Raw genomic sequence first — 23,496 nt, forward strand, 5'->3', positions numbered from 1 at the left:
TTTTACGCCCAGTGTCAGGTGGGTCAGGCGCCGCGCAGCCCGGCTGCGATCTGGCGGTTGAGGCGCACCAGCGTATCGAGCTTTTGCGGTTGGGGCTGCATCATCATCTCGCGCGTTTCGTTGAGGATGTAGAGACCAAGATTGGCGATGTTCTGGCGCACGTCCTGGGGCAGCGGATTGTCGGGCCGGGTCACCGAGCTCATGAAGATGGTCCAGAGCTTGCGGTTGAAGGTCAGGGCGGGCGCGAGGTCGTCAAAGCTTGCCGGCCACTCGTCTTTGACGCGCTGCAGATTGCCTGCAGCCTTCATCAGGAGTGCTGATTCACGCTCGCGTGGGTTCTCAACGACTTTCGCCGTCTGCTGGTAGGCCCGGGCGCCTTGCTGATACATGGGAAAGAAGGTCCTGTTCGTAGTCGATCAGCCTTTGAGCGGCCTTCAGAGCTTTATATAAAGCCCCAGTTAATATCTCGTTGTTGATTTCGCCGATCAGTTCGGCCGCCGAGGGAACCGCTTCAAGGAACTCATCGACCAGAGCGAAGTAAGCTTCGCGCGGGGTTTCAATATCCTCGGCGATATACATGAGCTGTACCGCCAGATAGATGCGCTTGGCGGGAGTGTTGGCCGTTTCAGCGGTCAAAATGTCCTTTTCCCGGAGGATCGGGACGTGGCCATCAATAAAGAGGCGGGTGCGCTGGTCGGAATTGGTGATGATGCATTGGCCCACCAGGAGCTTTTCGCCGGGTTTCAGTTCGACTTTGAGCGCCATGGTGCTGGTTCCGATCAGGGCAGAGCAGGGGCTGTTCTAGCCCGCAGTGAGCGCAAAAACAACGAAGGCGGGCCGCGGCCCGCCTTGGCGATCTGAAGTTGCCTGTCGGCCCCTTACTGGAGCAGCTGCAGGACCGACTGGTCGGCCTGCGAAGCGAGGGACAGCGAGGAGGAGGACAGCGACTGGCGGGTCTGGAGCGCGAGGAGGTTGGCGGCTTCTTCGTTCATGTCAGCAAGGGTCAGGTTAGACGCGCCGGTTTCCAGGGTATTTATCATGTTCTTGGTGAAGTCCTGGCGGTTCTGCACGATGGACAGCGAGGAGCCAAAGGAGGACGCCTGAGACCGCACGGTTGCCAGCGCGGCCTTTACTCCCGCCAAGTATTCATCGATGTCACCATCTGCGTCGAGTTCAGACGCTGTCATGCTGGTGTCGAGCTTGAGCGTGGCTGTGTTGATCGTGGCGCCCTTGGTCCCGTTGATGTTGGACTGGAGCTCCATTTCGGAGGTGCCGGTCTCGTTGAAGGTGATCTTCAGCTTATCGCCGCGTAGCAAGTTAATGCCGTTGAATGAGGCGTCATCGGAGAATTTGTCGAGTTGATCGCGCAGTTCATTGTACTGCGTGGCCAAGTCGGCACGGACTGCATTGCCCTTGATCACGGCATTGCTGATCGAGGAGCCAGCGCCGCTCTCCATCGCCAAAGGCTGGGTCGAGATGTTCTCGATTCGCAGCTTGCCGTTATCGTTGGTTGCGCGGACCGCGCCTGCGAGGGCACCGCCGGATTCCGCCGCCTTGTTGATCGCTGCCACGGTTTCGTCCAGGCTCAGGCCGCCCACATTCACGGTGACAGGCGCGGCCAATGCGCCAAGCCCATCAGTTGTGTCGCCGAAGACCAGGGTTGTGGTGGCGTCGCCAGCTCCAGCAGTGGCTGTGCCGGCGAACTTGCCGTCGGTGGTCGAGACCGCAAAGGACTCAGTATGGAACGACTTGTCCTGTCGCGCCTGGCGCAGGGTGGACTGCATCGACTCCAGGGTCTTTGTGATGGAGGTCAGGCCATTATTGGCCGCTTCGATGGTCTGGATTCCATTGGCCATGGAGTCCATCAGCTGGTTCAGATCGCCCGCGCGGCTGTTGAGCGACGAGGCCGTGAAGAAGTTGGTGGGGTTATCGAGAGCAGTGTTGACCTTGTTGCCGGTCGACAGGCGCCCTTGGGTGGTCGCCATGAGGTCCGCGGTGTTCTGGAGCGAAAGCAGGTTTGACCGCACAGCTTTCGAAAGAGAGATATCGGACATGATGCTTCCTTCAGTACGCGCCGAGACTCGGCAGATCCTCTCCTTGAGGTTGAATCACCTATAGCGCGCCGACTCCTAAAAGGGCGTTAACCATGCTTGTTGGCGCGGCGGTAAGCATGTTTGTCAAAGGCGAGCAGCTTCGTGCCGCGGGCTTGTGACCCTCGGCTGATGAAAGTGGAGCGGACCCCGAGGCGGCAGCCGCCCCTGAAGTTTGATTTGATGAGACGGCGCCGCCTCGGGGTTGCCGGGATTTGCCGGACCAGCCCGTGTTGCGATCTCCAAAGCAGGCAGGAGATAACTGTCCAACACCGCTCGGACCCACTTCGGGGGCGATCTCCCCGAAGTCCCGTGGTTCACACCCGCCCTCTGGTCGCTGCAGCGCCGCTCCTGCGGGGGAATGAGAGGGAGTATAGCGGAGCTTTTGAGAGCGGGGATAAGATTCGTGGTGCTAAGGTGGGACGCGATCGCCTTCCGAAGCCGCTGCGCGGCACCTCAGGATGCGGCTGAGGAAGCATTGTGGTGCGGTGAGCCCGGGATGAGGTGGTGGGGCATAATTGCGAGCTGGCGGCGTGGGGAAAGATGTCGAGATGGGCCCCGGCTCAAGGCCGGGGTGACATCGTGCGCCCGGGGGCTCCGGTGCTCAGGTTTGCACCGGAAGGCTGCGGTGCTCAGCTGACAAAAAAGGCGGGCCGGAGCCCGCCTTCTGATTGGTGCAGCTGCTGCCGATTAACGGATCAGCTGGAGAACCGACTGGTCGGCCTGCGAAGCCAGCGAGAGCGAGTTTGAGGAGAGCGACTGGCGGGTCTGCAGGGCCAGAAGGTTGGCGGCTTCCTCGTTCATGTCAGCCAGGGTCAGATTGGCAGCGCCAGTCTGAAGCGTGTTGATCATGCTCTTGGAGAAGTCCTGGCGGTTCTGCACGATGGACAAGGACGAGCCGAAGGCCGAAGCCTGCGAGCGGACCGTGTTCAAAGCCGTTTTGACGTTGGCGATGAAGCCATCGATGTCTGAATCGGTATCAAGGTTCTGCTTCTGAAGCTGCGTCTCGATACCGAGGGTCGCAGCGTTTACCGTCGCGCCGTCTGTGCCGCCAATTCGGGACTGGATGTCCAGTTCGGAAGTGCCGGTTTCGTTAAAGGTGAGCTTCAGCTTGTCGCCACGCAGCAAGTTGATGCCGTTGAACGAAGCATCGTCTGCCAGCTTGTCCAGTTGATCGCGCAGATCGTTGTACTGTTGAGCTAGGTCAGCCCGAACGGCATTGCCGCCAATTTTCTCACTACCTGTGGGGACGGTGACGGAGGCGGTAGTCCCTATCGTCAGCTCAGAGGTCGAAAGGTTCTCAATCCGAAGCTTGCCGTTGTCATTCGAGGCGCGAACGCCGGACACCACGTCGCCCTTGTTGATATTGGCGACGACCTTATCAAGCGTATCACCGGCAGCGATGGTGAGGGTCTTCTTGGCGGCGGACGTTCCACCAGTTGCTCCGCCCTCGAAAGTGATCGAGCCCGCTGCAATGTCGCCTGGTTTCGCGGTGGTGCCGGTGTCCTGCACTACCTCAAAGGAGGCAGTCTGGAATGACTTGTCCTGGCGGGCTTGGCGCAGCGTCGACTGCATCGATTCCAGGGTCTTCGTGATTGAGGTCAGGCCGTTGTTGGCCGCTTCGATGGTCTGGATACCATTGGCCATGGAGTCCATGAGCTGGTTCAGGTCGCCGGCGCGGCTGTTCAGCGAGGAAGCGGTGAAGAAGTTGGTGGGGTTGTCGAGCGCCGAGTTCACCTTGTTGCCGGTCGCCAGGCGGTCCTGGGTCTTGCCCATCATGGCGGAGGTGTTCTGGAGGGAAAGCAGGTTCGAGCGAACGGCTTTCGAGAGGGAGATATCACCCAAAGTAGTAGTCCTTTTCTAGGATACGCATTACTAAAGCGCCTCTTCCTGAGGCACGGTCGATCCTGGCGCAGGAGCGCATAAAGAACAGTTAAGTGAGGGCCTTAAGGCTTCGTTGCTTGGGGTGGCGCAGTGATGCGGCCTTGGCGCGAAAGGCCCGCGCTGCGGGCCTTTGCGGGTGTTTAGCTGTTTTCGCAGCGAAAGCTTTGGTTAACCAAGCGGGGCAATTCTGCCGGGGCAGTGGAACCGTCACAGGGCCCGGTTTACCGCGATGCCGCGGGCGGCGTGGGTTGGGTCGGTGGCGAGGGTGCCGGCACGGCCGTAGGTTTGAGCGCGGTTCTGCTTGCCCACGACCGTGGCGACGTCGGAGAGGAGGTCCTCGGTGACGGTGCGCGCCGTGGCGAGGACGCGCAGGTTTTCGGCCATCTGGGTGGCAAGTTGCTCGTGGCCGAGGCGGAGCCGATCGAGGGCATCAGGTGCTTCGGCTTTGAGGCGCAGGTTTTCGCGCTGGATGGAGCGGGCAAATTCCACATAATCCTGCGCCAGGCGGGCCTTGTCAGCAGTGAGGGTTCCAGCGTCGCGCAAGCGGCCGGCGCGCAGGAGCGTGGTTTCCTGGTTCATCACATCAACCAGCGCCGTCAGGGCCGCTTCGGCATTTCGGCACAGCTCGTGGGCGGAAAGGGCATCACGGGCGGCGAGGCGGGCGGCAGCGGTCATCGGGTGGAAACTCCCATAAGGACGGGTTGGTTGATCTGGTTGTTGGCGGCTTCCTGCATGGCTAGCAGGTCGCCCAACATCTGGTCGGCAATGCCAAGTCCGCCATTGCCGGCCATGCTGGCGGCGAGCTGCTCGGACTGCATGGAGCGCCAGGTTTCCTCGCCAAAGCCGCCGTCGCCTTTGAGGGTGGCAAACATTTCCTTGACGAGGGTATTGAGGAACACGCCTTCGAATTCCTCGGCCTGGCTGCGCACCTTGGCCACCTGGGCAGGGGTGAGACTGGCGCCAGGCTTGGCTTGAAGCTGGTGAGCGAGCATCACAGAACCTCGATTTCGGCCTGGAGGGCGCCGGTGGCCTTGATGGCCTGGAGAATGGCGATGAGATCGCGCGGGGCGATGCCCAGGGCATTGAGGCCATCGACGAGCTCCTGCAGCGTGACGGACTCGTTGACCACGGCGAGGGCGGTATCGGACTGCATCACATCAAGGTCAGTGTTTGGCTCCACCGCGGTGACGCCATTGCTGAAGGGCTCGGGTTGAACCACTTCGGGGGTTTCGGCGATGGTGACAGTGAGATTGGATTGGGCAACGGCGACGCTCGAGACTCGGACATCCTTGCCCATGACAATGATGCCGGAATTCTCGTCGATGACGATCTTGGCGGTCTGATCGGTTTGGACCATCAACTGCTCGATATCGGTCAGGAGATCGACGATGTTGCCGTTAAAGCCCTTGGGCAGGGTGATGCGGACAGTGGCGGGATTTTCCGGCGTGGCGGTGGGCACGCCGATGAAGTCGTTGATGGCCAGCGCAATGCGGCGCGAGGTGGTGAGATCGGGGTTGCGCAAGGCGAGGCGCAGCGAGTGCTGGGCCCCTAGGGCGAACTCGATCTCGCGTTCAATAAGGGCGCCCGAGGAAATGCGGCCGGTGGTGGGCACGCCCGAGATGATTGTGGCGGCGTCGCCCTCGGCCTTGAAGCCATTGATGGAAACCGAGCCCTGGGCGATGGCATAGACTTCGCCATCGGCGCCGAGCAGGGGGGTGACGAGGAGGGTGCCGCCCTGGAGGCTGTCGGCATCGCCCAGCGCCGACACGGTGACATCCATGCGCGAGCCCTGGGTAGCAAACGGGGGCAAATTGGCGGTGACCATGACGGCGGCCACATTGGCGGTGCGCACATTCTCGCCGGCCGTGTTGACGCCGAGGCGCTCCAGCATGGATTGCAGCGATTGCTTGGTGAAGGGCGCGTTGTTGAGGCTGTCGCCGGTGCCATTGAGGCCGACCACGAGGCCGTAACCCACGAGCTGGTTTTCACGCACGCCTTCGATGTCGACGACATCCTTAATGCGGGCAGAGGCGGCGACGGCGGGCAGCGTAGGGGCGAGCAAAAGCATGGGCGTCAGCAGCGATGCGAAGATGGTTCGGACGAAACTGTGCACTGATGGGCTCCCGCGGGATGATCTGCCCAGTGCATTGCCAGAAGCGTGCCAAGCTCGGGTCGAGGGGCTAGTGCGCTGTTCTTGCAGCCTTATTGAGCATGGTGGGCCTCTCTTGTTTTCTCGCCGGAATGGGGGTGAGCAATTCTTGCCGGGCGCGTTAAGCCGCCGTTAACCAAAGCGGGCAGATTTTGCCGAGGTGTTCCTTTCCCAGCTGAGTCCGCCCATGCGCATCGACAGCAATTCTCGCGCCGCCGGCCTCGCCGGGCGCGGTTCGGCCCAGCGCGCGGCGGGCGGACCCGCTTTTGTTCCGGCCGGTACAGAGGCGCCGCGGCAGGCCGGACAAGTTGCCGGCACGGCGCCAACGGCGAGCCTGAGTGCGTTGCTGGCGTTGCAGGCGGTGGAAGATCCGACCCAGGGACGACGCAAGGCGGTGCGGCGCGGTGCTTCCATGCTGGACCAGATGGAGGCGATCAAGGCCGATCTCCTCGTCGGGCAAGTGAGCGCCAACCGGCTGGACCAATTGATGAGCATGATCGCGGAAGAGCGTGGCCAGTCCGAGCCGGGGCTGGAGGGGGTGCTGGACGACATCGAACTTCGAGTGCGGGTGGAATTGGCCAAGTTCGGCCGCTTCCCTTGATCGCAAGCTGAGATCAGTAAAACCCCGTGCGGCATTGATGAAAGCGGCGGTTCAACAATCATTGCCCCAGTCAATCACTGCGCCGTGTCCATCTTGCAGGGTTTAAATAGCTGCACTATAGAGGCGCAAATAAAGGGCGCATTGGAGTTGAGTCTGCTGATGAACTCGGGGGTTGACGTAATCGCATACCGGCCCAGTGACGATGAGCCGTTCATGAACCCACGCCAGCGGGATTACTTTCGGGCCAAGCTCAATGCCTGGAAGGAAGATATCCTCCGCGAAAGCCGCGAAACCCTGGAGAACCTCCAGGAGGAAAGCCAGAACCATCCCGACATGGCCGATCGCGCTTCTTCGGAAAGCGATCGTTCGCTGGAGCTGCGCACGCGGGACCGCCAGCGCAAGCTGATCGCCAAGATCGATGCGGCGCTCAAGCGGATCGATGATGGCACTTACGGCTATTGTGAGGAAACCGGGGATCCGATCGGGCTCGCCCGACTTGACGCGCGCCCGATCGCGACGCTGAGCCTGGAAGCCCAGGAAATGCATGAGCGGCGCGAAAAGGTTTATCGCGACGAGTAAGCAAAGAGCCAAGAGACAACAAGAAGCCCGCAGCGATGCGGGCTTTGTTGTTTCTGTCCTTGGGGAAGACGATCAGTCGCCGTAGCGGCGGCGCAGATGGGCCTTGAAATAAGCCGGGTTCAGGGGCTCCCCGGTGGCGCGGGTAATCAGGTCGGGCGTGGACCAGCGCGAGCCCTGACTCCAGATCTGCTCGGCGCGCCAGGCATTGATGTCGCTGAAGTCGCCCTTGCGGACATTGTCGCGCAGATTGGGCTGGGCCCGCTCAAGGGCGGCCCATTGCTGGGCGGCGATCATGGCCCCCAAGGTATAACTGGGGAAATAGCCAAAGGCGCCGCCTGGCCAATGCACATCCTGCATGGGGCCGTCCTTGGGATCGTTGATGGTGGAGATGCCGAGATATTCGGTCATCTTGGCGTCCCAGGCCTCGGGGACCTGGCTGACCTCGAGTTTGCCCGCCACAAGATCCTGCTCCAACTCGTAGCGGAGGATGACGTGGAGGGGGTAGGTCACCTCGTCGGCATCGACGCGGATATAGCCGCGCTCGACATGGTTGACCTCGCTCAGCACGTCCTCGATGTCCCAGCCGGGCAGCGCATTCCGCCCCAAATGCAATTGCACGAGGGGCAGCATGAAATGCCAGAACTCGGGACTACGGGCCAGTTGCATCTCCACAAAGAGCGACTGGCTTTCGTGGATGCCCATGCCGCGCGCCTTGCCAAGGGGCCAATGCGACCATTCCTTTGGCAGGCCCTGTTCGTAAAGGGCGTGGCCGGTTTCGTGCAGCACGCCCATTAAGGAGGACAGGAAATCGTCGGTGCGGTAGCGGGTGGTCATGCGCACATCGGTGGGTACGCCGCCGCAGAAGGGGTGGTGCGAAACGGCAAGCGAGCCATGGGTGAAATCAAAGCCGACCGCACGCATGGCGGCGAGGCCAAGTTCGCGCTGATGCTCGATGGGGTAGGGGCCGTTCAGGTCCCTGCGTGGGCGGCGCTGGTGGCGCCGCTCCTGCACTTCCAGGGCTTCGGGCACGAATTCCTTGAGGAAGGTCTTGAGGTCGGCAAAGACCGGATCGAGAGTTGCGGTGCGGTTGCCCGGGTCATATTGTTCCATCAGGGCGTCATAGGGGGCCAGCTTCAGGGCATCGGCACGCAGCCGGGCTTCTTCGCGCAACAGTTCCACAACGCCTTCCAGGGCTGGCAGGTAGCTGTCCCAGTCCCCCACCGCGCGCAGTTCGCGCCAGAGCTGTTCGGAGCGCATGGTCGCGGCAGTCTTGCGCTCAACAAACTCGGTGGGCAGGCAGGTGGCGTTGAGATATTGCCGCTTGAATTCGGCCAGGGCGAGTTGCTGGTCCTCGGTTTGGGGCTGCGCGGCCTCGATCCAGTCGGCGATCTCCGGAGCGGTGGATTGGGCGTGGTACATGCCGGCAAGATTTGCCATGGCTTCGGCGCGTTTTTCGCCGCCGCCGACCGCCATGTGCGTCGCTTCATCGGCGCCAAGAATGGACAGGGCATGCTCAAGCGCTTCCAGACGGCGGCCGAGTTGATCGAGTTTTTCAAAGGACATGATGGCTCCCAAAGGTCGCAACCAGATGTTTCACAAGCCAGAAGCGCGGGCAAGCGCCTGTGCTGGAACACAGAATAGGATCGAGCCGAGCCGTGCCATTGCATGGTTGGCGCCCGGGGCTGTGCTAGCCTAGATTCACTTCACCGGCGTCCCAGTTCGACTGCCAGCGGCGCCACGCGATCTGAAAGGAAAAGCCATGCGGATGTGGATCAGCTTGCTTCTGGTTCTCGCGATGAATTCGGCTGCGGCCGCCCAGTCCAGCAAAACCAATTGCCGGGCGATGCAGGAGCCGCTGGCCGCGATGACCACGCAAATGGGCGTGCTGCTGGAGGGGCTGCAGCGGACAGAGAATCTCAACGTGCTGACCCGGTTCAGGGGCGTAGAGCGGCAGGCGATGGTGGAACTGGACGCGGCACGGGCGGAGCTTGAAAAATCGCTGGAGGCTTATGTGACGGCTGCGGGAAATGCCACTCGCGCCATGCGACGATGCGCGAGGTAGGGGCATAGGGTCAGCCTCGGAGCACCAGACTTGCGTATGTCAGGGTCCGGTGACGAGGTGAGGGAGCCCACCCCTTGCCCCTCCCCCGAGGGGGAGGGGAAGCAGAACTGCGCGGCGGGCGCGAGGTGGCGACTATCCGTTGCTTAGCCGCGGATGGCGGCTTCGATCTTGGCGACATCGATCTTGCGCATCGGCATCATCGCCTCGAAGGCGCGCTTGGCTTCGCCACCGCCGCGCGCCATTGCGTCGGTGAGGACGCGCGGGGTGATCTGCCAGGAGAGGCCCCATTTGTCCCTGCACCAGCCGCATTGGCTTTCCTCGCCGCCATTGCCGACGATGGCGTTCCAGTAACGATCGGTTTCCTCCTGATCGTCGGTGGCGATCTGGAAAGAGAAGGCTTCGCTGTGGGTGAAGATGTCCCCGCCATTGAGCCCGATGCAGGGGATGCCACAGACGGTGAATTGCACGGTGAGCACGTCCCCGGCTTTGCCTGAAGGATAGTCGCTGGGGGCGCGGTGGACAGCGGTGACCTCGCTATCGGGGAAGGTCGCTGCATAAAAGCGCGCGGCGTCTTCCGCGTCGTTGTTGTACCAAAGGCAAAGAGTGTTCTTGGCCGTGGCCATGGCAGTTCCTCCTGACGTTCAGCTTTTGTTGGTTGGTCTGCTCAAGAGCATGAGCTTGCAGCCCTAAGGCTCAAGGCGCAACCGGGTGGCTGTCACTTGACGGCCGACCCGCGGCCCTGCCGACATCCGCTGCGCCATTTTGTGCCCCGATCCGGGCAGGCGCAGCTTTACCCAGTCTGCAACTTTCATTGTTGCGAGAATTATGCAACCAGTGTAGTTGCGTGAGCTGCAGCTGCGAACGAGCTTGTGGCTAGCTGCCGAGCACCGCCTGGGTCAACCGAGGACATGAACCATGACAAACCAAACTTCCGAACAGTTCTGGGAACAGCGCTATCAGAACATGACCGGGACACCGAACGGGCGGCCAACAGCCAAGCTCGTGGAATATGCCGCCGATCTGCCGGCCGGGCGAGCACTGGACCTGGGTTGCTCACGCGGGGATGACGTGATCTGGCTTGCCAGTCGAGGCTGGCAGGCCACGGGAGTGGATATTTCGGCCACAGCCTTGGGCGTTGCGGCGGAGCGGGCCAAGGCTGCCGGGGTGAGCGACCGAGTGCGCTGGGAGCGGCATGACTTGGCCGAGAGCTTTCCGGCCGGGGAGTTCGAGCTGGTGACGGCGCTTTACTTCCAGTCGCCGATCGCCTTTCCGCGCGCCCAGGTGCTGCGGCGAGCGGCCGCGGCCGTCGCGTCGGGAGGAGTGTTCCTCCTTGTCGAGCATTCCACCGCCGCGCCGTGGTCGTTCAAAAGCACCACACCCTTCAGCACGGTTGAGGAAACGCTCGCGTCACTCGAACTGGATGAGAGCTGGGAGCCGATTTTTGTTGGTGCGCCGGCGCGTCAGGCGAAGGGCCCGCATGGGGAAACCGCTGAGGTGCTCGACAATGTGGTGGTGATGCGCAAGCGGGCTGCGTAGGGGACGCGCTAGGGCGTTCGGGCGCAGGGTTCCGAGATTGTTCCCCCGCCGAGCGCCCCAAGAAAGCTGGCGCATGCGCCGGGTTGGTGGCTCGCCCCTATCAGGGGTTCGGCGGGCCTGCGCCGGGGAGAACGTTTTCTTCGGAAGCGCGAGCGTCGAGATCGGTTTCACGCAGCATGCGGGTGAGAACCTCGTCGCCGATGCGGTTGTCAACGCGCAGGGCCAGAAGCGCCTGGCGGGCCGGTCGGTGCGGCTCGTCGGGATCGCCAGATTCTGCAGCCCGGCGGATGGTGGCGCGAGCGAGGTCTACCTCGCCTTCTTCCTCGCCCTCATCCACGAGGTCGGCACGCACCACGACCGGCTTGAGGGTGAGGCCCTGAAGGACAAGGGAGCCGATCACAAGGAAGGCGGCGATCACGACGATCAGGTTGCGCTCGGGGAACGGGGCGCCTGCTTCGGTTTGAGCGGGGATGGAGAGTGCAATGATCAGGGCGATCACCGAGCGCGTCGAGGCCCAGGCCATGACGCCGGCGGTCTGCAGCCCCAGTGCGGGCCGGCCTTTGCGGGCCTGCAAGGCCCCAGAGATGGGTTCGATCAGCACGGCGGGGAGCGATGCGGCGAACTGAACGGCGAGGGTAATCGCGAGAAGGACGCTGGTGACCAGAACCAGCATGGAGATGGACCAGCTTTCCAGGCTTGCAAGCGCTTCGGGCAGGGCTCTGCCGGCGAGAAAGAACAGGACGCTCGAAACCATCAGGCTCGCCTGTTCCCAAAAGGCGACCGAACTGATGCGCGACTCCGCCGATGATACCGTCGCGCCGGTGTGGCGGTTGATCCGTTCGGCCGAGATCACGAGGGCCGTAGCGGTGATTGCCGCGACCCCGGAGATGCCGAGGAGTTCGGCCAAGAGAGCGGCGATGTATGGGGCGGCGATGGAAACCGCAATTTCCACCGGGGCAGGGTCGACGCGGCGGCGGAGCCAGACAATGGCGTAGCCAATTACGCAGCCGAGCACAATGCCGGCGGGGATGTCGAAGAGATAGTTGAAGGCGATGCTCGAAGCCGTGATCTCCCCGGCGTTCAACGCTTCTCCGGCCAGCGCGAGGGTGCCGAGGATGAAGACGCGCGAAACGAGTTCGCGCGCCTTGAGGACATCGGCGATGGCGCGCGGCACGCGAGGACGCCCCTTGGCTTCGTGAAACAGCTGGGTATCGAATATCGAGGCAATGACCCCCAAGAACAGCGCGGCGGGCCAGGACAGGCCGGGCAGAAGCAGCTTGGCGGCGCCGACCACCAGCACAACTGTGACCAGGATCTGCGCGCCGCCGAGCAGGACGCCTGGCACGAAGGTGAAGCGCAGCAAATGCCAGGAAACACGCAGGGTAGAGGCGTAAACCAGCAGCGGCAGGAATAAGGTCAGCGCCAGATCGGCATCGAGATTGACCTGGGGTAGGCCGGGCAGAAAGGCGGAAGCAACACCAAGAGCGAAGAGAACCACCGAGGCGGGCGCCTTGAGATAACCGCTCAACGCCAGCACCGGGCCGATTGCGGCGAGGATGAGAGCGGCGAATTGATAGACGTTCAACGGCACCCCCTTGCTGGTTATTGGTGGTCAGGTCAGGCGTAGGCAGGAGCGAGCTTGGCGAGGGGCGAAGTGTCGTAGTTGGCGAGCAGATGTTCGGGGCTCTCGAAGATAGCGAGGCATCCGGCGTCGCGGAGGACGGTTTCGGGAAAACCGCCGCATAACAGACCGATGGTGCGCAACCCGGCCTTGCCAGCGGCCTGCGCATCATAGGGCGTGTCACCGACCACCCAGACGTCATTGCGGGCGTTCGCCCGGAGACGCTTGAGCGCTGCCTCAAAGATGTCGGGCGCGGGCTTGGAGCTTTGGGCATCATCGGCGGTGGTGGCGGAAGAAATGAGGGCGCCGATGCCGAGCATCTCGACATGCTGGTCCACCTCGACCTTGAGGCCGGAGGATGCGAGCACGATCACCGCGCCGTCCCCGTGAATGCGCTCGAACAGCGCCTTGACGCCGGGAAATGGACGGACCTGCGCCAGGTAGTTGCGCTTGAACAGGTCGTTTCGAAACTCGGAGATGGCCTCCTCTTGTTGTTGAAAGGTTTGGGGCGGGAGCAGGGCTGGCAGGAGCTGGTCGCCCCCTTTGCCGATCTGGCCGCGGACCTGGTCGAAGGTGAAATGGAGACCGAAATGCCGGAAGGCTTCAAGCCAGCATTCGGTATGCAGGTCGTTGGAGTCGATCAAAGTGCCATCGACGTCGAAGATCACGGCTTTGGGCATTGGGGTGCTCCAGGGGGAGACATCCAACGGAGGCTGGCCGCTAAGGTTGCCCCTTTATTAACGCCGGCAACCCAGGTGATGTGATGGGGGCGGCTGAGCCGGCGGGCAAGCGAAAGGCGCAGCCTGGGGAGGGCTGCGCCTTGGGGAAGCCCCGGCCGCACAAAAAGGGGGATTGCGGCAGGGGTTTGCTGGTCCGGGCGGTGCTTGGCCGCGGAGTGGCTTTAGAAGGGCAGGATGGCGTCCATCACTTGCTGGCCGTAGCGGGGCTGCTGGACGTCGGTGATCTGGCCGCGGCCGCCGTAGGCGATGCGTGCTTCGGCGATTTTGGTGGAGGGGATGGTGTTGTTGGCCTGGATATCGGAGGGGCGCACGATGCCGGCGACGACGAGGTCACGCACTTCGAAATTGACGCGCACTTCCTGGCGACCCTCGATCACCAGATTGCCGTTGGGGAGCACCTGCGTGACCACAGCCGCGACCGAGGTTTCGAGCGATTCCGAGCGGTTCACCGAGCCATTGCCGGCATCCTTGAGGCCCGAGGTGAAGTCCACCGCGGCCGATGGGTCGATGGCGCCGCCCGTGGCAGAGGTGACGGCCGTGCCGAAGATGCCGCCCATGCCCGCGGTGTTGGTGGAATTGCGGCTGCGCTGGGTGTTGTTGGCGATCTTGGCGCTGTCATCGATGGTGACGATGACGGTGAGGATGTCGCCGATACGATGGGCGCGCTCATCCTTGAAAAAGCCCTTGGCCGAGGTGCGGTAGAGCGAATTGGCCTGGTAGGTGTCGGCGATGGCCGCGGGCATGGGCATGCGCACGGGTTGGTACCCAGCGACGGTGGTGGGGTCTTCGATGGCGGTCAGCGGCGGGGGATTGCCGATATTGGCGAGGCGGTCGGTGGTGTTGCAGCCGGCAAGGGCGGCAGCCAGCATCAGGACGGCGGTGAGTTTGAAGCGGTTCATGGCAGGGTTCCTGAAGCGGCGGATTAAAGGCCGGCAAGGGTAAGGGGGTCGGCGCTCACTTCCACCGCGCCGGGGGACAGCACGGTGGCGCTCAGCACGCGGTTGGACATAAGGTTGAGCACCTGGAGGGGTGCGCCGGCCGCGGCACCGGTGACGGCCTGGCCCTTGACGGTCAGGGTCATGGCGCCGCGGCGGAAATAGATGGTGACGAGATCGTTGCGCGCGACGGTCAGTGGCCTGGTAACATCGGCAGGCTTGAGGATCATGCCCTGGCGGCTTTGGCGATTGAGCTGCATACCCACCAGTTGATCGGGCTGCGCCACCCCGAGGCTTTCGGCGTACTGGGCGGGGATCGGGCGCATCACGATATCGGCTGGGGTGAGGACCGTGCCGGCGGCAAGATTAGCTGCGAGGTGGGGAGCCTCGACCAGAAGTTCGATCGAGCCGGCCAGATCGAGGGGAGCCGGATGGCCGGCAATGGCGAAGCGGGCGGTAAAGGCGCCGCTTGCGGGCAGGTAGCGCAGGTTTTCGATGCGGGCGGGCTGATCCACCGCTTCAGCAGCGACGGTGGGGACGGGGGTGCTGAAGAGGATTTCGGCTGAGGTGCCCGCAGCGGCGATGCCGCGGGTCTGCAGTTCGCGGGTAAGGAGGTCGGTCAAGACGGCTTCGTCGACCGTGGCGGCGGCGCGGCTGACGCGGACAGAGAGGGCGCCATTGTTCTGGAAGGCGACAAGGCCGGCGCGGGTGGCGGCGGCGGTGACTTCGGCTAGGGAAACCTGGCCGCTGGTGCCGGGCTGGGGGGCGCGGAACAGAGGCTGTTCGGCAACTGAACCGGCATCGGCGAACATGTCGCCCACGGTGACGATGGGGGCCGCGACCACAACCTCGTTGCGCAGCACCGGGGCGGCAATAGCCGTAGTGGCAAGGAGGGCGGTAGCCATGAGGGCGAAGATGGGACGGATCATGGGGCGGCTCCTTAACGCAGCTGGCTCGTGGCCTGCATCATCTCGTCGGCCCCAGAGATGACGCGAGCGTTCATCTCATAGGCGCGCTGAGCGGCGATCAGGTCGGCAATTTCGGTGACGGAATTAACGTTGGCCATTTCCAGATTGCCCTGGAGCAGATTGCCCATGCCTTCGCTGTTGGCGGTACCGATTTGGGCAGGGCCGCTGGCGGCGGTTTCGGTGAACAGGTTGTCACCGGCTGATTCCAGGCCCGACTTGTTGACGAAGCGGGCGAGCTGGAGTTGGCCCAGCTGGGTGGGGGTGGCGGCGGTGCCGATAAAGGCTTCGACCGTACCATCGGCAGAGATGGACACCGAATTGGCGTTGTCGGGAATGGCGATGCCCGGCTCGAGCTGGTAGCCGCTCGAGTTGACCAGGGTGCCATCGGGGCTGCGCTCAAACGAGCCGTCGCGGGTATAGCCCATGCGGCCATCGGGCATCTGAACCATGAAGAAGCCCTCGCCGCGGACGGCCAGATCCAACTCGCGGTCGGTGGGGGTAACGGTGCCCTGGCTCATGACGCGGGGTGTGGCGACAGTCCGCACACCAGAGCCAATCTCGAGGCCGGCCGGGATCATGGTGCCCTGAGCCGAGGTCTGCGAGCCGGCGCGGTTATATTGCTGGTAGAGCAGATCCTGGAACTCGGCACGCGCGCGCTTGTAGCCGGTGGTGCGCATATTAGCGATGTTGTTGGAGATGACTTCGACGTTGCGTTCCTGGGCACTCATGCCGGTGGATGCGATATAAAGCGCTTTCATGGCGGGTTCCTCAGGTTCAAGCGTTGGTATCGCCCAGGCGCTGGATGGCGGAGCGGCGCAGCTCATCCTGCTTCTGGGTCAAGGACACGACGGATTCATAGGCGCGGGTGACGCGGATCATTTCGGCCATTTCGGCTACGCCCGAAACATTGGAGCGTTCGATAAAGCCTTGCATCACCCTGGTGCCGGTGGCGGGAACGGGTGTGCCACCGTTGAACAGATTGGCGCCGTCCCGCGTCAGCTGCTGGGCATTGGCGAACTCGATGAGACGGAGCTGACCCTTGGCGCCAGCGCTGGAGGTGACCGAGCCATCGGTCGCAACCGAGACGCCGGTTTCCTCGGGGCCGAACTGGATGGGACCGCCTTCACCGAGGACGGGGTTGCCGTTCAGATCAACGAGAGTGCCGGTGTTGTCGATGGCAAAGGAGCCCGAGCGGGTCCAGCGTTCGCCGGCCGGGGTTTGCACGGCAAAAAAGCCGTCGCCACTAAGGGCGAGATCGAGTTCGTTGCCGGTCTGCACCGTGGCACCGGCGGACAGATCGTGCATGGTGGCCCAATCCTGCACATAGGAGAGGGTCTGGTCGCCCCGCGGAAAGTCGCGGTTGCTGGCCACCGGCATCTTGTATTGCTCGAACAGGATGTTCTCGGCCTTGAAGCCTGTGGTGTTGATGTTGGCCATGTTGTTGGCCACCACATTCATCTGCCGCTGCAAGGCGATCTGCCGTGACAGGCTGATCAGTTGCGCATTCTCGATCATTCCGATCCCCATCGGTTACGAGACCGCCGCTTCCCCAAGCCTTGGTCTCGTTGTTTACCTTGCGAGAACCATGCCATTCCAGTTTGTCGTTAGAATTCAAAAAGGTAGAAGAACGGATGTCCGGCAATGCTTGCGGGAAGCGCAGGGCGTGCGGCAAAAGCTGCCCGGCAAAATCTGCCGCCCGAGCGCTAATGGTAACGGCTCGTTAACCATCTCGCCCTTAGCTGGAGCGGAGCCGGATTCCTCCGGTTTTTTCCGAGTCCGAGCACAGAACAAGCATGGCCGCAGAAGCAGAAGCCGGTGAGGCCGTGGCCCCCAAGAAATCGCGCAAGCTGATGATTATTGGCGCAGCAGCAGCCGTGGTGCTGCTCGCAGGCGCCGGGCTCTACGTGTTCCTGTCGGCTGGCAGCGCGAGCGCCAGTGCCGAGGGGCACGGCGAGACCGCGCATGCCGAAGCGGCTGCCCCGAGTTTCATCTTCAACTTGCCCCCTATGACGGTGAACCTCAATTCCGAAGGCGAGGCTGCTCCCGCCTTCATGAAGCTGAGCGTGGCGCTGGAAGTGGCGAGCGAGGCGGTGATGGTCGAGATCCAGCCTCGCATGGCCAAGGTGGTCGATGCCTTCCAAGTTTATCTGCGTGAGTTGCGGCGCAGCGATCTTGAAGGATCGGCGGGAATTTACCGGCTGAAGGAAGAATTGCTGCGGCGGGTCAATGTTGCGATCTATCCCGCCCAGGTGGACAGCGTGCTGTTCAAAGAGATCCTGGTGCAGTGATGGCGGAGAGCGACGACGACAAACTCGCCGAAGAATGGCCGCTCGATGAACTCGAAACTGCGGTGATGGCGAACGGGGTTAGGGAAGCATCTCGAAACGGGGGCTCTGCCGCAGCGGGCCGCGGCTTTGAGCCAGCCGCCAAGGGTGACGTGGAAGTCACGGGCGTTCAGGCGCTGATCAATTCGGCGCTGGTGAGCTATGAACGCTTGCCGATGCTGGAAATCGTGTTCGACCGCCTCGTGCGGTTGATGACTACGTCGCTGCGCAATTTCACCTCCGATAATGTGGAGGTGACGCTGGACGCCATTTCCTCGGTGCGGTTCGGGGACTACATCAATTCCATTCCACTGCCCGCGATCCTGTCGGTGATCAAGGCCGAGGAATGGGAGAATTACGGCCTGCTGACGGTGGACTCAGGCCTGATCTATTCCATGATCGATGTGCTGCTGGGTGGCCGCCGCGTGACCAGCCCGGTACGGGTTGACGGGCGACCCTATACGACAATTGAGCTGGCGCTGGCGCGGCGCATGATCGAGGTGATCCTTGATGATACCCACCGCGCGTTTGAGCCGCTGACCCAGGTCAATTTCAAGCTGGAGCGGATGGAAACCAATCCGCGCTTTGCTGCAATCTCGCGCCCCGCCAATGCGGCGATCCTGATCGAGCTCAGCATCGAAATGGAGGAGAGGGGCGGCAAGATCGAGATCCTGTTGCCCTATGCCACGATCGAGCCCATCCGCGAGCAATTGCTGCAGATGTTCATGGGCGAAAAATTCGGCCGCGACCCGATCTGGGAAGGGCATCTGGCGACGGAAATCTATGCCGCCGAAGTCGAGATCGATGCCGTTCTGCATGAGCAGCAGCTGCCGCTGTCGCGCATGCTGGCGCTCAAGGCGGGGGACACGGTGATGTTCGAGCGTGCGCCTACCGATCCCATTTTGCTGCGGTGCGGCGGGGTGGAGCTGACCGAAGCGATCATGGGCCATATCGGCAGCCATGTTTCGGTGCGGGTGACCCGGCCGCTCAACCCGCCCAAGGTGACGATGGCAGAATTCGAAGCGCTGGGCGAAGTGGGGGAAGGGCGATGATGGCTGGATTTTCTTTGGGGCTGGTGATCGAAGGCGCCGTGGCGGTGCTGCTGGCGCTGACCATTGGTTATTGCGTCGTGCTGAACGGCCGCCTGAAGCGGCTCCATGCCGATCGCGATGTATTGCGGCAGATGATTTCGGACCTGGTGGGGGCGACCAATCTGGCCAACCAGGCCATCAAGGAGCTCAAAGCCACCGCGGTCGAGGCCGATGTGACGCTGAACACCCGGCTCGAGGAAGCCGAGCGCTTCGGGATCGAACTCGCCAATCATGTAACTGCCGGCACGGCGCTGATGGAGCGCATCGTCAAGATCACCACGGCGGCCCGTCAGGCTGGCCCTGCAGAGCCGGCGGCTCCCGTGCAGCTGGCCGAGCAGCCAAGCAAGCTGCAATCAGCATTGGCGCAGTTGCAAGCGCGGCAGCGCGAGCGGGAGAACGCGGCGTGAAATCGATCCGCCTGCTGCCGGTTCTCGTGGTGGCGATTTCCTCGCTGCTGGTGCTCAAGACCGCTGGACTGGTGTTCAACGGTTCATATGTGCTTGGGCCAATGCCGGCGCTTGCTGCCGGTGGTGGCAGTTCGGGCGGGCATGGCGCTCCTGCAGAGACCTCCGGAGCGGGCGAGGCCGGCGCAATGCTGAGCGAACCCACAATGAGCGATGCCAGCCCCACCATGGCTGATCCCGCACCCGTGCTTGGATCTTCGGGCGCAGCCGGCGTCCACGGTGCGCCAGCGGCACCTGCGGCCGAGCATGGTGCGCCTGCCGAGCACGCTGCCGAAGCTGAGCATGCAGTTGAAGCCGAGCATGGTGCCACAGTCGCGGCGGAAACCAGTTGCGCAGAAGCGGTGACCGAAGCGACGCATGGAGAAAGTGAGCCGGCGGAAACTGCTGGTGACGGGCATGGCACTGCCAATCCGCTCGCCGAGAGCCTGCTCAGCACCGAATGCGACACGGGCGGGGACGCTGTTCCCATGCAGTTCGACGCGCAGGGCAACAAGGTGCCTCTCACGGGCCCCGATGGCGCATCTGCCGCTCAAGCCGCGCTGCTGGAACGCCTTTCGGGGCGGCGCGGCGAGCTTGATGCCTATGCCGAAGAGCTGGCGATGCGGCAGGCGCTGGTGGATGCCGCCGAAAAGCGACTTGAAGAGCGCCAGGGAACGCTCCAGGCCATGGAAGCGCAGATCACGGCTCTGGTCGACCAGCGCGAGAAGCTGGAAACCGGGCAGTTTGCCGGGATCGTGGCGATGTATGAGGCCATGAAGCCCAAGGACGCCGCCAAGATCTTCAATACGCTCGAGATGGAAGTGCTGCTGCGGGTCGCCAAGATCATGAGCCCCCGCAAGATGGCGCCCATCCTGGCGGCAATGGAGCCGGCGCGCGCGCAGGAGCTCACCGTGCGCATGGCCGATCTGGCGGACCAGCCTGCCGGGCAGATGACAGCCAATGACCTGTCGCAACTGCCGCAGATTGTGGGGCAGTAGCGCCTGCACACTGCGCGGCGGTTGCGTAAGCGGGTGTTAAGCCGAAGGAGCTAGGGTGGCGCTCTGATGTGTCGCCTGCGTGGGTTCGGTGGTTGCAAGCCTTGCCCGGAACCGCGCGGCTGGGTGCGGTAGGCAGTTGGTGAAGAGCGGCAAACAGAAGATTTTGTGCGGGTTGGGCGGCGTGTTGTGGCTGGCCACGCTGGCCATCCCCGCGGCGGCCCAGGAGCAGGGGCAGCTCTTTGCAACCGCCGAAGAGGGCTATGCCCGGCTGGTGCTGAGCTTTCCTGGCCGTGACGATCTGCCAGGGCACAAGCTGCGCGTTGAAAATGGCGTTCTGTCGGTTGAGTTCGATGAAGCGGTGCAACTCGTGCTGCCCGATGTAGGCACGACGCTGCCGCAATATCTGTCCATCGCCCGGCTCGATGCCAATGGGCGCGGCTTGCGCGTCGGGTTGAGATCGAGCTTCAATTTCAATCGCACTGAAGCGGGCGAAAAGCTGTTTATCGATCTGTTGCCGGCCGATTGGCAGGGCATGCCGCCGGCGCTGCCGCAGGAGGTGCTCGATGAACTGGCGGAGCGTGCTCGCCTCGAAGCCATCGAGACCGAGCAGGAGCGCAAGGCGCGGCAGGCGGCCGAGCTTGGAGCCACGCCCAGCGTTCGGGTGGGGCGCAACCCGACCTTTCTGCGCCTGCAGTTCGACTGGAACGTGCCCACCTCTGGCCAATACCTGCCCGAGGGCGAGCACGGGCTCATCGCCTTTGAATGGCCGGTGCCGGTGGATCTGCGCGATCTGCTGGTCGACCTGCCGGCCGAGATCGTGGCGGCAGATAACGTGGTCACGCCTGATGGGTCGTCGGTGCAAATGCAGTTTGCCAAGGGCGTCGTACCGCGCTTTTACCAGAACTCGGACCGGCAATATGTGCTGGATGTGGATCTCGCGGGGCAGGGGCTGCCCAGCCTTGATGCTGAAGATGTTGTTGCTGAGGTAGCACATGCCGAGGCGGAGGCGCATGGGACGGAACATGCCGCAGCCGGTAGCGAGCAAACCCGCTATCCGGCAAATCCCGCAGCGGTTGTGACGCCGTTTGCCAGCGTGCTGGGCTCCACGGTGCGGGTGGTGTTTCCGTTTGAGCAGGAAACGCCGGCAGCAGTGTTTCGGCGCGGCGACACTGTCTGGCTAATGTTTGACACGGTGGCTGGCATTGCTGCGCCAACCCAGTCGCCCGAACTCGACACCATCGCCCAAGAGTTCAGCGTGGTGCCGGCTGCGGATACGCAGGTGGTGCGGATCGATCTGGCGCAGGATCGGCTGGCAACGCTTGGCTCGGAAGGCATGGCCTGGGTGCTCTCGCTGGGCGATGTGGTTCTGACCCCGACCCAGCCGATGCAGCTGACGAGACGGCGTGATAATGCCGGTTCGTTCGAGATGGTGGCCGATGTGTTGCGGCCCGCTCGCGTGCACGAGTTCCGCGACCCGCTCGTGGGCGATACCCTGCAGGTGGTGACGGCTTATCCGCCGGCCCGCGGCATCACCCGGCTGCTCGATTACGTGGAATTTTCGGCGCTGCGCAGCGTGCATGGGCTGGTGATCAAGCCCGAAGCCGGCGATCTGGGCGTCAAGATCGAAGAGCAGCTGGCGGTGATCTCGGCGGCGCGTGGGCTGAGTGTTTCCGCCTATGATGCCCCACGGGGTGCAGGCCAGGGCGCGGGAGATGGCGCGCGGAACCGGTTCATCGACTTGGCGGCGCTGGAACAAAGCGATCCGAACGGCTTCATCGAGCGGCGCCAAGAGCTGATGCGCGCGGCCGCGGCGGCCGAAGGGCAGCAGCGCGACGCAGCGCGGCTGGATCTGGCGCAATATCTTGTCGCCAACCGGTTTGCCCATGAGGCGCTCGGCGTGCTCCGCACCGTGGCGGGTGAAGCCAGTGCGGAAGAACTGACCCGCCGGATCGGCATGACAGAGGTCATCGCCAATACGGTGGCCTCGCGATCGGCGGATGCGCTGAAGGTGCTCAATGTGCCGGCGTTCAACGGGGATGTGGATGCCCTGTTTTGGCGCGCCATTGCTCGGGCTGATCTCGCCGACTATCAGGGCGCTCGGCAGGATGCGCGGGAGGCGCAGGGCGTGCTTGCGAGCTACCCGCAATGGGCGCGCAATCGATTCCTGCTCGCCGCCAGCGGGGCGAGCTTGCAAACCGGGGATCGCACATTCGCAGAACAGTTGCTGGACAAGGTTACCCCGGCCGAGTTGAGCGCGGAGGAGTCGAGCCGCTACCATCTGCTGACCGCGCGCCTCCTGGAAGAAGGCGGGGCGGTGGAAGAAGCGATCGATGCCTATGGCCAGGTGATTGCTGCCGATTTTCGGCCTACGCGGGCAGAGGCGGTCTACCGCACCTTGCTGCTGTTGGATGGAAAGGGGACGCTCAACCTCGAAAAGGCAACGCACACTCTGGCCGCTGAGGCGCTGATGTGGCGCGGCAATGCGCTGGAAGCGGAAATGCAAAAGCTGCTGGCCGACCTTTACTTCCGGTCGGGCGAATATCGCTCGGGGTTTGAAGCGGTAAGGCAGGCGGTGGCCCAGCATGGCGCTGATCCCTCGATCAATGCGCTGGGCGATCGGGCGCAGCAGGTATTCGAGGAATTGTTCCTGGATGGACAGGCCGACAAGCTCGGGCCCGTGGATGCGCTGGGATTGTTTTACGACTTCCCGCAGTTGACGCCGCCGGGCGCGCGCGGTGACGAGATGATCCGCAAGCTGGCGCGCCGGCTGGTCGGGGTGGATCTCCTAGCGCAGGCGGCCGAGCTGTTGCAGTATCAGCTGGAGAACCGCCTCCGTGGGGTGGCGCAGACGCAGGTGGCCGCTGACCTGGCGGTGATCTACCTGGCGGACAGGCGGCCGCAGGACGCCTTGCGCGTGCTCAACGCCTCACGCTTACCGGACCTGCCGGCCGGGCTGGCGCGGCAGCGACGGCTGCTCGAAGCCCGGGCGATGATCGATGGCGGCCGCAACGAGCTGGCCCTGCAATTGCTGAGCGACATGGATGGACGCGATGCCGACCTGTTGCGGGTGGATGCCCAGTGGCGGGCCAAGCGCTACAGCCAGGCCAGCGGGTTGCTGGAAACCATGTATGGGCAGGCAGGCGTTAGCGAGCCGCTGAGCCAGCCGGCGCGCATGGACCTGATCAAGGCGGCCGTGGGCTTTGTGCTGGCCAATGACAATAGCGGCCTGTTGCGCTTGCGCGAGAAGTTTGCCGAGCGGCTGGTCAAGACACCGGAATGGGCGATGTTCGACTTCGTCACCGGGCCGATCACCGCCTCCAGCCTTGAGTTCAAGAGCGTGGCCAATGAGGTGGCCGGTCTCGATGGCCTTAATGCGTTTCTTGCGTCTTATCGTGAATTCTATGGCAAGGACGGCGCCTTGACGCCGCTGGCGGCAAGCAAGGCCGATGGGGATCTTGCATCGGCGAACTAGGCA

At 63.2% G+C, this 23,496-nt stretch carries 24 protein-coding genes; 9 read left to right on the forward strand and 15 right to left on the reverse strand.

Going from position 1 to position 23,496, the window contains the following annotated elements:
• Positions 1–23 precede the first annotated feature (23 nt).
• From flaF to AC3YMN_RS04425, 7 genes are all read right to left on the reverse strand, one after another.
• On the reverse strand, positions 24–389 hold the full coding sequence (gene flaF, locus AC3YMN_RS04395) for a flagellar biosynthesis regulator FlaF (RefSeq protein WP_489889057.1): 366 nt from the start codon (positions 387–389) through the stop codon (positions 24–26).
• The gene (gene flbT / locus AC3YMN_RS04400; protein ID WP_127753473.1) at positions 340–765 is read right to left on the reverse strand and encodes a flagellar biosynthesis repressor FlbT; all 426 of its coding nucleotides are present in this window, start codon (positions 763–765) and stop codon (positions 340–342) included. Before flbT ends, flaF begins: the two co-directional genes overlap by 50 nt.
• 113 nt (positions 766–878) lie before the next feature.
• Positions 879–2,054, reverse strand: coding sequence for a flagellin N-terminal helical domain-containing protein (locus AC3YMN_RS04405; RefSeq protein ID WP_489889058.1), 1,176 nt, complete (start codon positions 2,052–2,054; stop codon positions 879–881).
• 726 nt (positions 2,055–2,780) lie between these two features.
• Entirely contained in the window at positions 2,781–3,935 is a 1,155-nt protein-coding gene (locus AC3YMN_RS04410; protein WP_489889059.1) for a flagellin N-terminal helical domain-containing protein, read from the reverse strand.
• 246 nt (positions 3,936–4,181) lie between these two features.
• Positions 4,182–4,649: a flagellar protein FlgN gene (locus tag AC3YMN_RS04415; protein WP_489889060.1), complete on the reverse strand. Its 468-nt coding sequence runs from the start codon at positions 4,647–4,649 to the stop codon at positions 4,182–4,184.
• Complete coding sequence (locus AC3YMN_RS04420) at positions 4,646–4,966, reverse strand: rod-binding protein (protein WP_127753469.1); 321 nt, start codon at positions 4,964–4,966, stop codon at positions 4,646–4,648. Before AC3YMN_RS04420 ends, AC3YMN_RS04415 begins: the two co-directional genes overlap by 4 nt.
• Complete coding sequence (locus tag AC3YMN_RS04425) at positions 4,966–6,042, reverse strand: flagellar basal body P-ring protein FlgI (RefSeq protein ID WP_127755253.1); 1,077 nt, start codon at positions 6,040–6,042, stop codon at positions 4,966–4,968. Before AC3YMN_RS04425 ends, AC3YMN_RS04420 begins: the two co-directional genes overlap by 1 nt.
• Positions 6,043–6,310: 268 nt before the next feature.
• On the opposite strand from AC3YMN_RS04425, the gene AC3YMN_RS04430 reads away from it, so the two are divergent.
• Both AC3YMN_RS04430 and dksA read left to right on the forward strand, forming a co-directional pair.
• The gene (locus AC3YMN_RS04430; RefSeq protein ID WP_127753468.1) at positions 6,311–6,724 is read left to right on the forward strand and encodes a flagellar assembly protein FliX; all 414 of its coding nucleotides are present in this window, start codon (positions 6,311–6,313) and stop codon (positions 6,722–6,724) included.
• 159 nt (positions 6,725–6,883) lie between these two features.
• On the forward strand, positions 6,884–7,303 hold the full coding sequence (gene dksA, locus AC3YMN_RS04435) for an RNA polymerase-binding protein DksA (RefSeq protein ID WP_127753467.1): 420 nt from the start codon (positions 6,884–6,886) through the stop codon (positions 7,301–7,303).
• 72 nt (positions 7,304–7,375) lie between these two features.
• Here dksA and AC3YMN_RS04440 read toward each other — a convergent pair whose 3' ends face one another.
• Entirely contained in the window at positions 7,376–8,866 is a 1,491-nt protein-coding gene (locus AC3YMN_RS04440) for a carboxypeptidase M32 (protein ID WP_489889061.1), read from the reverse strand.
• A 196-nt stretch (positions 8,867–9,062) separates the two neighbouring features.
• Between AC3YMN_RS04440 and AC3YMN_RS04445 the strand changes: the two genes are divergently transcribed.
• The gene (locus AC3YMN_RS04445) at positions 9,063–9,365 is read left to right on the forward strand and encodes a hypothetical protein (RefSeq protein ID WP_127753465.1); all 303 of its coding nucleotides are present in this window, start codon (positions 9,063–9,065) and stop codon (positions 9,363–9,365) included.
• Positions 9,366–9,508: 143 nt separating this feature from the next.
• Here the strand turns inward: AC3YMN_RS04445 and AC3YMN_RS04450 are convergent, their stop codons facing one another.
• Positions 9,509–9,988: a VOC family protein gene (locus tag AC3YMN_RS04450; RefSeq protein ID WP_172123586.1), complete on the reverse strand. Its 480-nt coding sequence runs from the start codon at positions 9,986–9,988 to the stop codon at positions 9,509–9,511.
• 292 nt (positions 9,989–10,280) lie between these two features.
• Between AC3YMN_RS04450 and AC3YMN_RS04455 the strand changes: the two genes are divergently transcribed.
• Positions 10,281–10,901 carry a class I SAM-dependent methyltransferase gene (locus AC3YMN_RS04455; protein ID WP_489889062.1) on the forward strand — a complete coding sequence of 207 codons (621 nt, stop codon included), beginning with the start codon at positions 10,281–10,283 and terminating at the stop codon, positions 10,899–10,901.
• 100 nt (positions 10,902–11,001) lie between these two features.
• On the opposite strand, the gene AC3YMN_RS04460 is transcribed toward AC3YMN_RS04455, so the two are convergent.
• From AC3YMN_RS04460 to flgF, 6 genes are all read right to left on the reverse strand, one after another.
• On the reverse strand, positions 11,002–12,486 hold the full coding sequence (locus AC3YMN_RS04460) for a cation:proton antiporter (protein WP_489889063.1): 1,485 nt from the start codon (positions 12,484–12,486) through the stop codon (positions 11,002–11,004).
• A 32-nt stretch (positions 12,487–12,518) separates the two neighbouring features.
• Positions 12,519–13,202, reverse strand: a complete 684-nt coding sequence (locus tag AC3YMN_RS04465; RefSeq protein WP_489889064.1) for an HAD family hydrolase — start codon at positions 13,200–13,202, stop codon at positions 12,519–12,521.
• A gap of 221 nt (positions 13,203–13,423) precedes the next feature.
• Positions 13,424–14,161, reverse strand: a complete 738-nt coding sequence (gene flgH / locus AC3YMN_RS04470) for a flagellar basal body L-ring protein FlgH (protein WP_489889065.1) — start codon at positions 14,159–14,161, stop codon at positions 13,424–13,426.
• 23 nt (positions 14,162–14,184) lie between these two features.
• Positions 14,185–15,126: a flagellar basal body P-ring formation chaperone FlgA gene (flgA, locus tag AC3YMN_RS04475; protein ID WP_489889066.1), complete on the reverse strand. Its 942-nt coding sequence runs from the start codon at positions 15,124–15,126 to the stop codon at positions 14,185–14,187.
• An 11-nt stretch (positions 15,127–15,137) separates the two neighbouring features.
• Positions 15,138–15,923, reverse strand: a complete 786-nt coding sequence (gene flgG, locus AC3YMN_RS04480; RefSeq protein WP_172123580.1) for a flagellar basal-body rod protein FlgG — start codon at positions 15,921–15,923, stop codon at positions 15,138–15,140.
• Positions 15,924–15,939: 16 nt separating this feature from the next.
• Complete coding sequence (flgF, locus tag AC3YMN_RS04485; RefSeq protein WP_489889199.1) at positions 15,940–16,677, reverse strand: flagellar basal-body rod protein FlgF; 738 nt, start codon at positions 16,675–16,677, stop codon at positions 15,940–15,942.
• A 281-nt stretch (positions 16,678–16,958) separates the two neighbouring features.
• Between flgF and AC3YMN_RS04490 the strand changes: the two genes are divergently transcribed.
• The 5 genes from AC3YMN_RS04490 (at position 16,959) to AC3YMN_RS04510 (ending at position 23,493) form a co-directional block, all read left to right on the forward strand.
• Positions 16,959–17,453 carry a flagellar basal body-associated FliL family protein gene (locus AC3YMN_RS04490; RefSeq protein WP_489889067.1) on the forward strand — a complete coding sequence of 165 codons (495 nt, stop codon included), beginning with the start codon at positions 16,959–16,961 and terminating at the stop codon, positions 17,451–17,453.
• Positions 17,453–18,541 carry a flagellar motor switch protein FliM gene (gene fliM / locus AC3YMN_RS04495; protein WP_489889068.1) on the forward strand — a complete coding sequence of 363 codons (1,089 nt, stop codon included), beginning with the start codon at positions 17,453–17,455 and terminating at the stop codon, positions 18,539–18,541. The genes AC3YMN_RS04490 and fliM overlap by 1 nt, the downstream gene beginning before the upstream one ends.
• On the forward strand, positions 18,541–18,987 hold the full coding sequence (locus tag AC3YMN_RS04500) for a DUF6468 domain-containing protein (protein WP_489889069.1): 447 nt from the start codon (positions 18,541–18,543) through the stop codon (positions 18,985–18,987). Before fliM ends, AC3YMN_RS04500 begins: the two co-directional genes overlap by 1 nt.
• Positions 18,984–20,021 (forward strand): MotE family protein, encoded by a 1,038-nt coding sequence (locus AC3YMN_RS04505; protein WP_489889070.1) that lies wholly within the window; start codon positions 18,984–18,986, stop codon positions 20,019–20,021. Before AC3YMN_RS04500 ends, AC3YMN_RS04505 begins: the two co-directional genes overlap by 4 nt.
• Before the next feature lie 139 nt (positions 20,022–20,160).
• Positions 20,161–23,493 carry a hypothetical protein gene (locus AC3YMN_RS04510; RefSeq protein WP_489889071.1) on the forward strand — a complete coding sequence of 1,111 codons (3,333 nt, stop codon included), beginning with the start codon at positions 20,161–20,163 and terminating at the stop codon, positions 23,491–23,493.
• The last annotated feature ends 3 nt before the right edge of the window (positions 23,494–23,496 follow it).

This window comes from Devosia sp. Z11_6 (assembly GCF_058133665.1).